At 44.9% G+C, this 14968-nt stretch carries 7 protein-coding genes; 2 read left to right on the top strand and 5 right to left on the bottom strand.

The features are described from left to right. Positions 1–3: 3 nt before the first annotated feature. Positions 4–1143, top strand: a complete 1140-nt coding sequence (locus IEV61_RS06240) for a glycoside hydrolase family 88/105 protein (protein ID WP_188414819.1) — start codon at positions 4–6, stop codon at positions 1141–1143. After that, a complete protein-coding gene (locus IEV61_RS06235) occupies positions 1143–3587 on the top strand; it encodes a glycoside hydrolase family 31 protein (RefSeq protein ID WP_188414817.1) in 2445 nt (814 codons plus the stop codon). The genes IEV61_RS06240 and IEV61_RS06235 overlap by 1 nt, the downstream gene beginning before the upstream one ends. Positions 3588–3704: 117 nt before the next feature. On the opposite strand, the gene IEV61_RS06230 is transcribed toward IEV61_RS06235, so the two are convergent. From IEV61_RS06230 to IEV61_RS06210, 5 genes are all read right to left on the bottom strand, one after another. Beyond that, complete coding sequence (locus IEV61_RS06230) at positions 3705–6377, bottom strand: ABC transporter permease (RefSeq protein ID WP_229747055.1); 2673 nt, start codon at positions 6375–6377, stop codon at positions 3705–3707. Positions 6378–6573: 196 nt separating this feature from the next. Then, positions 6574–8379, bottom strand: coding sequence for a RagB/SusD family nutrient uptake outer membrane protein (locus tag IEV61_RS06225; protein ID WP_188414815.1), 1806 nt, complete (start codon positions 8377–8379; stop codon positions 6574–6576). Positions 8380–8405: 26 nt separating this feature from the next. Then, positions 8406–11627, bottom strand: coding sequence for a SusC/RagA family TonB-linked outer membrane protein (locus tag IEV61_RS06220; protein ID WP_188414813.1), 3222 nt, complete (start codon positions 11625–11627; stop codon positions 8406–8408). Between the two features lie 19 nt (positions 11628–11646). Continuing rightward, entirely contained in the window at positions 11647–13200 is a 1554-nt protein-coding gene (locus IEV61_RS06215; RefSeq protein WP_188414811.1) for a fasciclin domain-containing protein, read from the bottom strand. A gap of 39 nt (positions 13201–13239) precedes the next feature. Next, on the bottom strand, positions 13240–14934 hold the full coding sequence (locus IEV61_RS06210; RefSeq protein WP_188414809.1) for a fasciclin domain-containing protein: 1695 nt from the start codon (positions 14932–14934) through the stop codon (positions 13240–13242). Between the last annotated feature and the right edge of the window lie 34 nt (positions 14935–14968).

Genomic DNA, 14968 nt, shown 5'->3' with positions numbered 1-14968 from the left:
TTGATGAATAAATTAACCCTTCCGGTATTAGTAGCAGGCTTGCTGCTGGTTGCCCCCTTTAAAAGCTTACAGGCACAAAAGCTGCCTAAAAAAGCCAAAATTGTGAGCGATATGGCACTGGCTAATAGTTATTTCATGAAAAAATGGCCCGATCCGGGTGCAGTTACCAATGTGGGCCGTGTGCGCACCAGTAACTTGTGGACCCGTGCCGTTTATTACGAAGGATTAATGGCGCTTAACAAGGTTAATCCACAAAAAGAATATCTCCAATATGCTTTAGACTGGAGCAACCACCACAAATGGGAACCCCGCGACGGTATTAACACCCGTAATGCCGATAACCAGTGCTGCTCGCAAACCTATATCGAGCTATACGAGTTAGATAAAAAGCCAGAGTATATTGAGCCTACCAAAAAGAACATAGACCTGATGCTTGCCAGCGATAAAGTTGACGACTGGCACTGGATAGATGCCCTTCAAATGGCCATGCCCATTTTTGCCAAATTAGGCGCCATTTACAAAGACGACCGCTATTACGAGAAGATGTACCAGATTTACAATTACTCTAAAACGGTACATGGCGGCAAGGGCTTATACAATCCGCAGGAGCGTTTATGGTGGAGAGATAAGGACTTTGTGCCGCCTTACAAGGAGCCTAACGGCGCTAACTGCTACTGGTCGCGCGGAAACGGCTGGGTAGTGGCTGCAATGGTACGCGTGCTGGAAGTAATGCCTAAAAATGCCCCCCACCGCGAGGAATACCTAAAAATGTATAAAGACATGATTGAAGCACTGGTACCGTTGCAACGTACTGATGGTTACTGGAACGTGAGTTTAATGGACCCTACGCACTTTGGCGGCAAAGAGCTTACCGGCACCGCCTTATTTGCCTACGGTATGGCCTGGGGTGTTAACAATGGCATCCTGAAAAAGAAAACATACGTGCCTATTATTACCAAAGCATGGAACGCCATGGCTAAAGACTGTTTGCACCCTGATGGGATGCTGGGTTTTGTACAGGGCACCGGCAAGGAACCCAAAGACGGGCAACCGGTAAGCTACGATCATATTCCTGATTTTGAGGATTACGGTTTGGGTTGCTATTTATTAGCCGGAAGCGAGGTTTACAGATTAGGCAGATAATGAAAGCATTAAATAAACTATTGTGTTTGGGCCTGGCAGGCATTGCTATCATAGCAGTGCCTGCACAGGCCCAACCAGTTAAAGCACCGGCCAAAAATGGTACCGATTACGTTTTCAAAGTAAAGGGCGAAACCGTAAAATTACAGTTCTGCTCGCCCACCATGTTCAGGGTACGCATGAGCCAGAACGGTAAATTTGAGCCCGATGAATTTTTGATGCAGGAAAGCTACACCTGGCCCAGTGTGGTGGTTAAGTCATCAACTGCAAAGGGTGGTGTAACTTTAAGCACATCGGGCATTAAGGTGGTGGTTAACTCCTCCCCTTTTAAAATAAGCGTTTACTCTCCCGCAGGCAAACTGCTCTCGGCTGACCAGGAAGGCTTTTGGCAAAAAGGTGAAACGGCGGGCTGCAGCAAGCAATTACTGGCCGATGAGCATTTCTTTGGCTTTGGTGAGCGTATGGACTTTATTGACCAGCGCAATAAAAACTTAAACCTTAATGTTGGCCGCGGCAAAAATAAGAACAACGCCTTGGGCGCCTATAATATTAACGAAGCCAACTACTCGCCCGTGCCTTTCTTTATGAGCACGCGTGGATACGGCATATTTTTGCATACCCCCAATGCCACCGAGTGGGATATGGGTAATCAAAGCGGCGATAAATACAGCTTTAGCACCCATGGCGGACAATTGGACTATTACTTTATGTACGGTCCCGATTTTCCTTCGATCTTGAAAAGCTACCTATCCATCACCGGTAAAAGCCCTATGCTGCCCAAGTTTGCCTTTGGCCTACACATGGGCACTTATAGCGGCGGTACCTGGGGGCATGAAGAGGCTACCTCTGATGCTTATGTAATTGCCCTGGTGCGCAAAATGCGCGAAATGGGTATCCCGTTAGATATTTTATTCCTGGATTCTACCTGGCGCATATTTGGCAAGGTAGGCGGCAAGGGCGCTACCTCGTTTGAGTGGCGCGAAACTTTTAAGAACCCTAAAGCCATGTTCGATACGCTTTACGGGTTAAACCTTAAAGTAGTGGGCTTGCACCTGCGCCCACGCTTCGACAATGGTAAAACTTACAACCTCTTAGACCAGGCCCGCGCCAAAGGCTACACCTTCCCCGAGAATGGAAAACCCGGCGAGTTCGTTAACTTTTTTGACCCTAAAGCTACCGACTGGTGGTGGAACAACGGCGTAATGCGCGTAGCCTCTATTGGCGCGAAGATGCTTAAAACCGATGAAGGCAGCGCGTTTGGTCACCTGGCTAATGAAAGCGAAAAAGTAGGCCCAACCGGTAAAGCGGTGGAAAAACTGCACAACGTTTTTCCTATTGCATATGCTAAAGCGCCTTACCTGCACTTTCAGGAATTTAACGGCTTTAGAGGGGTAAACCAAACCCGCGAGGGTTATGCCGGTATACAGCGCTACCCCTACATTTTTGCGGGCGACTGGCCAAGCGAGTGGCAGTACTTCGCCCCGGTTATTAAGGCGGGTTTAAACATTGGTCTTTCGGGTGTGGGTTACTGGTCGCACTGCATGGGTGGTTTTGAGCACGTGGCTGACCCGGAGTTATACATGCGCTGGGTACAGTTTGGTATGTTTAGCCCGGTGGCTATGGTGTTTGGCATGGATCACCCCGGTTATAAAGAACCCTGGAACTATGGTGCCGAAGCGCTGGCTAACTTCAAAAAGTACGACCAACTACGTTACCGCTTAACGCCATACATTTACAGTAATGCCTTTACCCAGTATGAAACCGGTATGCCGTTAATGCGTGCCCTGGTACTGCAATATCAAAACGACCCTAATGTGTACGATATAGGCGATGAGTACCTTTTTGGTAATAATATACTGGTTTGCCCCGTAACCGTTAAAGGCACCCAAACCCGTACCATTTACCTGCCCGAGGGTAACTGGGTGGATTATTGGAGCGGCCAGGCTTATACCGGTAAAAAGTACATCCACATACTAACACCTGTGGATCAGCTGCCGTTGTTCGTTAAAGCAGGCAGCATTATACCTATGCAGCCCGAAATGGCTTACATGGATGCCAAACCGGTAGACGTAATTACCCTGGATGTATACCCGGCGGCCAGTTCAAGCTTTGATTTGTACGAAGATGATGGTTTAAGCCTAAAATACAAACAAGGCGATTACAGCCAAACGCGCATTACAAGCGCACTGAACGCCTCAGGCTACAGCCTGAACATTGCTGAACCACAGGGTAAGTTTGTGCCTGCAAGCCATGCTTACATGGCTAAAATACATTGGGATGGCGTTGCTCCGGGTACAGTAACCGAAAACGGTGAAAATTTAAAGAAGGCCGGTAATGCCGATGCTTTGCAAAACGCATCGGGCTGGTATTTTGACAATGAGAACAAACTGCTTTGGATCAAAACCATCCACAGCAACCGTGAGAATATTACGGTGAGTGTTAAGTAATCAATCTTAATCTCAAATACAAAACGGACAGCGTGGATAACCCCTGCTGTCCGTTTTTTTATAGCTGAATATCGGCCTATGTTATAAAAAATGTTTTATTATCGGAGCACTTCGTACCTACTCCGATCGCAAGCTTTTAACAGGATTACTGGTTGCCGCTTTCAAGGCCTGGTAGCCCACTGTTGAAATGGCAATTATTAAGGCGCATACACCTGTAATACCAAATATCCACCAGCTTATGTTAACGCGGTATTGATAACCCTGCAACCAGCCGCTCATGAGCCACCAGGCTATGGGTGAGGCAATAACAAACGCAACAAGCACCAGCACCAAAAAGTCTTTGGTTAATAAGGTGGCAATGCGTGTAACCGAAGCACCCAATACCTTGCGGATGCCAATTTCTTTTACCCGGTTCTCGGCCATACAGGCTGCCAGTGCAAACAAACCCAAGCAGGAAATAAAGATAGTAAGGCCCGAAAATACTGCCGCCAGCTTCCCGGCATCATGATCTCTGCTAAACTTGATCTTATATGAATCATCCAGAAAACTATAATTGAAGGGATAATCGGGGTTATACTTTTTAAACACTGCAGCAATTTTGCTTAGGTTGTCGGCAACGCTGTTACTGTTATTAAGCCGCAGGTTAATGGTACCAAAATTCTTTTTGGAGCCCTGAATTACAGCCGGCATAGATAACCTGTAGGGCGACCCGGCAACAAAATTCTTAACCACGCCCACAATGTGAAACGTGCCTGCCCAACTCTTAATATTCTGTCCTATGGGGTTGGCAAATCCCATTCTTTTAGCCGCTTCCTGGTTTATCAAAACGGCGGCGGTATCTGAAGCAAACTCGTCTACATTAATGTCACGGCCGGCCAGCAGCGGAAGGTTCATGGTTTGTGTAAAGCCTTTATCGGTCAGGTATTCGGCAAAGCTTATTTTCTCTTCGGGTTTATCCTTGGCACCCTGATAGGTATTGTCGGTCCAGATATCTAAAACAGGCGAATTGGTACGGGTAATTTGGGTAATGGCTCCGCTGTTTTGCAGCTCGTTTTTGATCAGGTCGTACTTAGCTGCAGTGTTACCCTTCATGTATATGTATACCAGGTTGTTTACATCGTAACCTGTATCGCGTGTTTGCGCATACTTTATTTGCCGGTAAACTACGGTGGTGCAAATAATGAAAACAATAGCGAGGGTAAACTGCATAACCACCAATACCTTACGCGGTGCAATAAGTGCAGTTACACCTTTAAACGTTCCTTTTAAAACGTTTACCGGCTTAAACGCTGACAAGTAAAATGCCGGATAACTGCCTGCAACCAAACCGGTAAACAGGATGAAACCAATACCACTTAGCCAAAAGTAGGGCTCTTTAACCGGTACAGTTAGCTCTTTGCCAATGAGGGTATTAAAGAATGGCAAACTCACATAAACCATGCATAAACCCAACAGTCCTGCTACAAAAGCAATTAGTACCGATTCGCCCAGGAATTGCTTTATTAAAGAACCTTTGCCTGCGCCCGATACTTTTCTGATGCCTACTTCCTTAGCCCGCCTTGCACTACGGGCAGTACCCAAATTCATGTAATTGATGCAGGCTATGAGCATGATCAATAAGGCTATTACCTCAAATAAATGCACCACCTTGGCTTGCCCTGCCACAAACCGGCCATTCTCAAATTTCGAATACAGCCACCACTTACTTAGGGGATGAACAAATATTTCTTTACCATCATTAAATCCGTGTTGCCGGTATATGTTCTTGAATAAGTTATTGGCTCGCTGTTCGCTTACGCCGGGTTTAAGCTGCACAAAGGTTTGAATAGAAGAGAAATCCCAACTGTTGTTTTCCCAACCTACCTCTTTCATGTAACTCCATGGCACCAGGTATTCAAAATTAAACGTAGTATTATTGGGCAGGTCTTTTAATACACCGGTTACTATGAAATTGCGGGTGCTGTCAACTGCCATAATTTTACCCATGGGGTCGGCGGTTCCAAATAACTTATTGGCCAGCTTTTGTGTAAGCACTATGGAATGCGTGCCATTTAGCGCCGTAGCTGCGTTTCCTTTTAACAGCGGAAAACTGAACACCTTGAGGAAACCAGGATCAGTTGTGAAACCCTCAGTTTCTAACTGCTTACTGCCGTACTTGAGCACAAAAGAGCCAACCCAGTTAATACGCACCGCATCTTTCACTTCAGCAAATTGCGCCTTTACAGCCGGTGCCATAGGGATTGGCGTATTAGGCCAGGCATTTATTTCACCATGAGCTTTTTGGCGATTAATTAATTGATAAATACTGCTTTTGTTTTGGTGGAACTGGTCGTAACTATATTGGTTTTGCACCCATAATAAAATAAGTACGGCGCTGGCAATGCCAATACCCAAGCCTGTAATGTTAATGAACGAAATGCTTTTGTTTCGCTGGAGGTTACGCAGTGCGATTTTTAAAAACTGCATGCCCATGGCTGCCTCACTACGGATGTTTTGCGACCGGCTGATCCGTTGGGTTTTCGCCACAAGCGGGAGAGCGAATGCAGTTTGTAAAGGCTTATGACGTTGCTCCTGCCTATCCGCAATAGCCCGGTTAGTATCAACCAGAAAAGCACTGATCTGTGATGCAGAAACCCTGGGGTCAGGGTCCTGATAGTTTAACAGGAACTCTTTTACCGATAGGTAAACAGATGGATAAAGCACCAGTAACGACCGTAGTTCTTCCATATTACCGGTCGATGCTTCGCCAGATAGATATAGTTCAACAAGGTTCCATATGTGTTCTTCCATTATTGTTGTTTGATGCTGCCAAATATAAGCCTCATTTTCCAAGCCACAATATAAGTGACTCATTACTAAATTTTTAATCAACCATACATTCTTGCATCGAACGAAACCGAACAATTAATGTACGATTTCGTACACCCACTGAAACGAAAAAAGGCAGCTCTTTTACAAAAGCTGCCTTGATAGGGTTCTTTTTAAATTATAATTTGAAGGGCAAATACAAGCCGTCCAACGATGACAATTTGTTGAGTGCGGCACCAGCCTGCGGGTTGCCATCGCGCAGTAGTTTTTGGTAAACCTTTGTTGCTACAAACGAGGCATCGTTGCGGCGAAGTGCTATGCGCAGCAGGTCGCCCCAGCGCTGGCCTTCGTAAGCAAGCTCCAGGCCGTCTTCATCAATAATGGCGTTTTCCATAGTGGTTACATCTCCGCCTAAACCGGGTCCACCGTTAATGTAAGATATAGGCAGGTTAGGCAAATTTGCACGACTGCGAGTACCTATTTGACGATGCCAAGGACCTCTGTAAGTAGGCACATCACCATAACGGGCATCCAGGTCATAAGGTGCCGGGCGATTAGTGATCATGATATTAGTAGCATCGGCAGGTACGTTTCTTCCTGTGCTTATAGCCGCTACGGTTGGAAATATCCCGCTAAATACCTGTAATACACCTGCGTTGGTTAATGCATAAGCAACATCTACATAATTATCGCGGCAGGCAGCCTCGGCAAAATGCAGGTTAAGCGTTGCCGAACGGTACAACAACCAGCGGCCTTGCTTTTGCAGAACATTGGTTGGCACAAGGGTAGTACCATTTAAGTAGTAGTACAGCTGTTTTGCAATTACCGGTTGCCCGCCAATGGTTTTTACGGTAAGCCTGCCACGTGCATCGTAAGGGAAACCATTGCTTTGCGTTTGTGAGTTCCAGTTATCTAAAGCCAGTTTAGAGGCAGTTAGTAAATAACGGCCACCCTGGTTAGAGAACAGATCGATAAAAGGATTAACAGGCTGAAAGTTTTTATCAAAAGGCAATGTCCAAATCCATTCCGAGTTAATATCGGTACCCGGTTGAGCACCGAATATAGAGCGCCAGCCGGTTACTGTTGTATTATCATCAATAAGGGAGGTTTCATCGCCCGGACGGCTATAATTAATGCTGAAATTACTGTAGGTGACTTTATATTGCCAAAAAGCATTAACAGCTCCTGGATCGGTCCGGTAACCAGTTTCGCTTACATAACGGTATTGTGTGGCAGCATCGCTGTATTTGCCTCTCCACAAGTATAAATCACCCAGTAAACAACGCTTGTTAATGAAGAACAAATTAGTTGGGTAACCATCTACCGTGGTATTTAACGAAGTACTGGTTGAACCGGTGGTTGAGGCCGAAGTGGTGTAAACATCAAGATAACCATTAGCCAACGTGGCGATGAGTTTATCCAGCATATCGTTAAAAGGAATGCGCGGAAACTTGCTTTCATCTTTCAAATCTTCCACAGTTTCCAAAGCATCAGTTACGTATGGCACCGAACCCCAGTGAATACCTAATTGTAAATACAACCATGCTCTTACCGCAGCCACATCAGCATAACGCTGGTTGTATTCATCGCGGCGAAACTTGGCATCTTTTAACATAATGTCGAAGTTCTTAAGCGCATCATTACAATTTAAAATGATCTTGTAAAACGGCTTAGGATCGGCCCAGGGGTTATTGGCCGATACTGTATGCGTACTAATTTCGCGCAGGTACTGGTCTGCATTATTGGTTGGGCTCATAAGGTCGGCCCGCAACTCGTTGAGTACCATGTACCTGTCGGCAATACCCATCAGCTGGCCATATATTCCAATTACGGCAGCGTTGGCATCGTACACATTGCGGTAATGGTTGGTAATATCTACCTGTGCCTCGGGTGCTATATCCAGCATGTTTTTGCAGGAAAATGGCACCAGCAGGCAAAGTAACAATACGGCTTTTTTTATGAGTGTTAATGAAAATCTTTTCATGTTGTTATTAATCAAACTTGTAATTACTATATACCTATGCGAATACCTAATTGTACGGTTTTAAACTGCGGCTCAAGCGTAGTATCAATTCCATTGGTAAGCAGGCTCTCGGTGGCCGCAAATTCCGGATCGTAACCCAGGTACTTGGTAAAGGTTAGTAAATTATTACCGGTTGCATATACTTTAAGGTATTTGAAACCTTTGTATTTTAAAGGAACATCGTAAGAAACAGACAAGGTGCGCAGGCGCAGGTACGAGCCATCCTCAATCCAGCGGTCAGAGAAACTGGAGTTACCCGACGGATCGCCGAAAGATGCTCTTGGTACACTGGTTACCTGGCCATCGCCACGCCACCTGTTCACCACAGCCAGCGATTGGTTTTGATAGCCGTTAGCCGACTCTATTTGCCTGCGGGTGTAGTTGTACAGATCGTTACCCTTGGTGTAGGTAAACAAAGCATTCAAGCTAAAGCGTTTGTAGGTAAGCCCGGTAGTAATACCGCCGGTAAAATCGGGGTTAGAGTTTCCTATAACTTGTTTGTCATTATCATCAATAATCTTATCGCCGTTTACATCTATAAAACGCATATCGCCACCTTGTTGTGCAACCAGGTTACCTTGTGCATTGCGGTAAGATATACCGGCGGCTGTTGCCTCGGCATTGCTAGCATATACGCCGTTGGTTTTGTAACCGTAAAATAAGTTAGCCGGCATACCTACCTGGGTTAAGATAGTGGCACCTGCATATTGTGTTTGCATGCTGTTGCCCGGCAGTTTGGTGATTTTATTACGGTATGTGGCAATGTTAAAGCCTAAATCCCATTTCAAATTGGGGCTGTTAATAATGCGGCCGCTTACCGATAGCTCAACACCGTTGGTTTGCATACCACCGTTATTGGTTAAGGCATACACCAAACCCGATGCACTTGGCACGCTTTCCTGGGTTAGCATTTTGCTGGTGGTGTTACGAAAAACATCGGCCGTAATATTTAAACGCTCTTGTAAAAACGATGCATCCAAACCAAAGTTCAGCTTTTTGGCTACTTCCCATTGTAATTGCGGGTTGCCAAAATTACCTCTTACCAAGCCTTGCAAGCCCAGTAAATTTTGAGAAACATAGAACTGACGGGCAGAATAGTTACCTATATCATCGTTACCGGTTAAGCCGTAGCTGGCACGCAGCTTTAACATCTCAATAAAATTGAGGTTGGCCATAAACTTTTCTGATGACATTACCCACGCGGCAGATAATGATGGCAACAGGGCCATTTTCACACCACCTAACGATAAGCCATTGGCCTGGGTACCAAACCTTGAAGAAGCATCGGCAGTTAAGTTAAACGTAACAATGTATTTATTGTAAAGCTGGTAATTGGTAGTAAAGTAATTGTTAACCCAACGGTATTTACCAATATCGCCACCGGTTTGGCGCAGCAACGGATCGCCGGTACCTACGGTAATTAACTGGTCAATAGCCGAGTTGGCACCTAAGTTAAAGTTAGTATTGGTATTATATTGCGTATAACGTGTGCCCAGGTTAATGGCCAAAGCGTGTATACGGTTAAATGTACGGTTGTAAGACACACGGGTATCGCTGTAAATATTGAACAAGCGCTGCACCTGGCTGCCCAGGCGGCTATCAACAATAGCGGTTGCGGTGGTATCGTTAACTACGCCTGCACGTGGTATAAAGTAATTTTCGCGAACCTTGTCGGCTGTTATGCCAATGAGGGTTTGTGCAGAAAGGTAACGGTTTATTTGGTACCTGAAATTGAGGTTACCAAAAAAGCGGTAGTTACGGTTAAGCTCCTGTGCATTGTTGATCAATGCTTCGGGGTTACTGTAACCAAAAATATCAACATCGGCCAGGTTTGGCGATTCAACCCCCTGTGCATTTACCTGCCTTACACGCAATAAGGGCGATTTAACCAGGCTTACAAACAGCGGGTTGGTTTTTGGTGATATACCCTGATCGCGTAGTTTTTGCTCGTTGTAGTTGAAAGACAAATTGGCGTTAACCGTGAAGTTTTTACTGATATTCAGATCGGCGTTAAAGCGGGTGTTAAATTTGGTAATATCGGTCATGCGGGTTATGCCTTTATTATCGCCATAACCTAAAGCCAGTACATAACGGGCTACATCATCACCACCAGATACACGCAGGTTGTAGTTTTGGTTAAACCCGTTTTTGAAGGTTTGCTTTTGCCAATCGGTATTATTATGATAATTGGCATAGATGCCGTTATTTACATTATCATTAAAATAAGGCTGTGCCGCAATTTGATCAGCTGTCATGCTGCTGGTGCGCAATACATCAGACAAATAAGTACGGTAATCGCCCGATTGCATCATAGGCAGGCGGAAATTTGAACCGGTAAAATTATAGCCGCTGTAAATACCCAAATCTATCTTGGTTGCCAGGTCGGGGTTTCCGTTGGTAGATAGCAAGATTACACCGTTAGCACCCTTGGTACCATAAGCGCTTGCAGCAGCATCTTTAAGCACGGTAATGTTCTGCACATCGCGCAGATCAAGATTACCGTAAGGATTATTAATATGGCCTTTAATAATTGAATTACCATAATGAAAGGTATCGTATATCATACCATCAACCACCAATAAAGGTGCATTGGTACCATACAATGAATTAAAGCCGCGCAGGAAAAGATTGGCTCCAACGTTTGGCGTACCCGAGCGTCGTACCACGTTTAAACCTGCAACTTTACCCTGTAAATAAGTATCGGGCATTTCAAGGCTGGTTGGTTCCCAGGCACCTAAGGTGTTTACCGAGCCTACGGCATTAGCCACCTGGTTAAGCGGCACCAGGTTGTAAGGAAACTTAGCCACATCATATATAGAATTGTAGTTTTCTTCAAAAAGCAGTACAGGTGGCAAAGTGGTACGCCCTTTCAAAGGGATTTCTTTAGACTGATAGCCCTGGCCTTTTACAAGTAAAAGTGCATCATAATCGGGCACGCTTACGGTAAACGCACCTTTTTCATCGCTAATAGCGGCAGCGTATTGCGGTACACTAATATTGATACCCGATACCGGCTTGCCTGTGGCTGCATCTCTTAAGATACCACTTATTTTTTTTCCCTGCGCCCTGGCCAGCGAATCGGTTTTGTAACGCGCAACGCTATCTGTTTGCGCGGTTGTTAAGCTATCTGTTTGCTGGGCTTTGGCTTTAATACCACACAACAGGCAAAGGAAGAGGATTAAACTAACTGATTTAGTAAAAATTTGCATAGTGAAGGTTGTATGGTTATTAGTAGATAGGTATCAGTTTAACATAATCTAAAGTAAACACGTTGGTGTTAAGTGCTGTACCGGTTGACCCCTGCAAGTACATGTTAACCGATGCATATTTTGTTACGTTTAAGGTACCCGCTGTTGCATTAATGGTTGGCGTTGCAATAGGAATAAAACTGGCATTTGTTGTAGCCGATGTTAACGTTACTTCGGTAAAATTTTGCGGGGTTACCGTTGTGTACGGAAACTGCACCTGCGCAGAATAAACCGACCCTGTAGCCGGAACAAAAAAGTACCCGATTTGGCTAAAGCCTAAACGCTGTGAAAGGTTTGTAGCTGTTGCGTAGGCAAAATCGTTAATAGCACGCCATGCCACTGTATACTGGCAAGTATAAAGGTTACTTAACCTGTAGCGAGCATAATAAGAGGCCGGCAAGTTGGCGCCCGAAAGCTGTATATCACTATAAAGTACCCCGTTATTGTCTCTTTTGGTGCGATACTGTATATTAGCCCTGTTAGTTGTGGTTAAAAAGCCCGTTGGCGTTTCTCCCTGAATAATAATGGGTGGAATTTTTTCCTCCAGCTTAAAGTTCATGCTATTCACAACATACACTATACCATTGCTGGCATTATAGGTTTGTACAATGGCTGCCGGGTTAACCGGAACTTGTATGCCTTTAACCGATAGAATAGTACCGCCCAAATTAGCTTGTGGTATTACTCCTTTTACGGCAACATCTTTTAGCACATTAAAAGCTGCCAGCATATTCATAGTCGTATCAACCGAACTGGTTATAAAAAAGCGGCTTACTTTATTGCGTTCGGCATTGTAAGCATCATCGGTTAATACAAAGTAGGTATATAAGCTATCTTCGCTGGCTAAATTAGCTACGTTAGTAAAGTACTTGTTACGGGTAACTATACCTGTGCCGGGCACCAATACATTTTTGCCCGTTGCCGGATCAACACTGGCTACCGTGGCTTTTGACGAATCTACAAACGTACTGTCCTGACGTTGCAGGTAAGCTTTGTGCAGTGCTCCTACCGTGGTTAGGCTTTGTATGTACTCATAAATATTCAATTTAGGAGCAAGGGTTTTATTTATAATGTGCAATACGCCATTATTAACATACTGGTTAGCGGTAGTAATGGTAGCATCTTCTACCGTGGTAGGCGTAAAGGTTATGCGTTTCCCGGTAAAGGTGCGTACCCTTAACGATGGATTGGCATTTGCCGTAAGATAGGCCTGATTGGAAATGTGATTGCTTACAAATAAGCGCAGTTTTGCAGTATCGGCCACAATTGTGGCATCTATACCTTGCAGGGCCTGGTTATCAGGCGCCCACACGGTATAAGTTTTAGAGGCAGAAAGCACTTTATCGTAACCGATTTTAGTAAGGTAACCTGCAAAAATGCTCAGGTTACTGTTTTCCTGTATCTTTTGCATCAGGTTCTTATCCAACTGCTGATCGGCTATGGCGGTGCGGTCGTCCCACTGCTTTTTACAGGCCGAGAGGGCCGTTGTAGCCAACAGAAGCAAGAGCAGGAATCTTGATTTATATAAATTCATTCGGTAATTATCTTGTGTTGTGTAATTGGTTAGCGCTTATTAATATCTAAGTGTGCCATCACGATAAAGCTTAGGCAATATCTGGCTGGCCATATCCACCGGCCTGAACTCTACACAGTCCATACCGATCTGTTTACCCACAGCACCTGTTGCGTTAAACCTGATATAATGCCTGTCTGTAGTGGTCACGTTGATAATACCCACCATCTTACTCACCATTCCGTTAGAGTTTCCGGTCACCGGCGATTCTGAATAGCGTTTCAGGAACTTGCTCTCCAGTAATGCGTCTGATTGATTGTCGTTAACTATTTCGCTTACAAAAAACGTATTAGGCAGGGCCTGACCATCAAAGCTAACCACGATGGGTGATGTACCGGCGTCGCGTCTCCAGTCTATCCACACTTTGTAACGGCCTCTAACCAGCAAAGGCGTTTTAAATTCTATTTGAGACATCCCTCCTTTAGGATCTGGCTGAAAGCGTAAACCCCAGTATGTAAAATCATTACCATAGAAATATTCGCCCGCACGTGGAACGGCCGGTTCTGTTTTGTAAGTAAACTGTTGATGACCACTGGTTCTTTGATTGATCCAGGTAACTTCTGACAGCTCGCCGGGCTCAAATACTATCGATTTATCTATACCACGGTATACGCCTGGTGCACGTCGTATTTCGGGCTGGTCGCCAAAATCGAAGTATACGGCAGTAGGCTTACGCACCTTAATTTTATAATTGGACGCACTCGAGTGCAATACGCCGTTAGAGGCTGAGTTGTCGCTCAGGGTACGATCTAAAGACACGCCCGGCTCCAATACCCCGTTAAAGTAATCGTTGTTTAACAGCACTTTTTCGCCATCGAGCATGCTTGTGGTAACCTCAAGCGGCGCCAATGTAGGGTGTGATGATGCCGCAACAACGTCTGACAGGTAAGACAACTCCGGGAATACACGGTACGCTACAAACAAGTATAAGCTATCGGTAGGATCTTTAGGATTGCCTTTAGTAGAATATTTGGCTTTAAGCGCATTAAAATCGGCAATACCGGCAGCATTGAAAACCGCATTGGTTTGCGCTATAAGGGTTAAGAATTTACGGCTTGGATTTGTAGCAGAAGTAGCAGCCACATTTAAACTATCGTAAAACCCGGTAGCTTTTAATGCTTCGGAGAAGATAGAGTAATTTGGATTTTGCTCTACCATTTTCGCCAAAGTTTGCTCGGCCGGCAACAAAACGTTATCAATAACGTGCAATATACCGTTACCCAGCCTTACGTTACCTTTTACCAGGTTAGCCTGGCGATTAATGGTTATACTGGATACGCCACCAACGTTGTTGGCACCGGTAATTAAGAACTGGCCCGAGGTGGTTGGAGCACGCATTTTACCATCGGTAAACAACTGCGTATTAATCGTATCAGCGATGAGGCTTATGCTTACTATTTTTTTGGCAGTGGCCTCATCTATATTATCTACACTGGCTTTACCGTTAGCTTTCAGGTAAGCGGTTACACCGGTGTTATTAGGCGCAAAAAGCGTATAGGTACCGTAGGTATTAATAAAGGTGGAAAAACCCGCCTTATCTACGATTTGCTTAAACATGGAAAACTGATCGGGATTTTGCTCCAGATAGCTGTACATATTTACATCGCTCGTGGTAGAGTATGTAATATGCTCGCGTTTGCAACTATTAAAACCAATTACCGACAGTATGCCCAATATTACTATAACAGCGGGCATAATCCTATTCTTTATATTTTTCATCTTACTCACA

The sequence above is a fragment of the Mucilaginibacter galii genome, assembly GCF_014635825.1.
Lineage (GTDB): Bacteria > Bacteroidota > Bacteroidia > Sphingobacteriales > Sphingobacteriaceae > Mucilaginibacter > Mucilaginibacter galii.
This window is presented reverse-complemented; position numbering and strand designations above follow the sequence as displayed.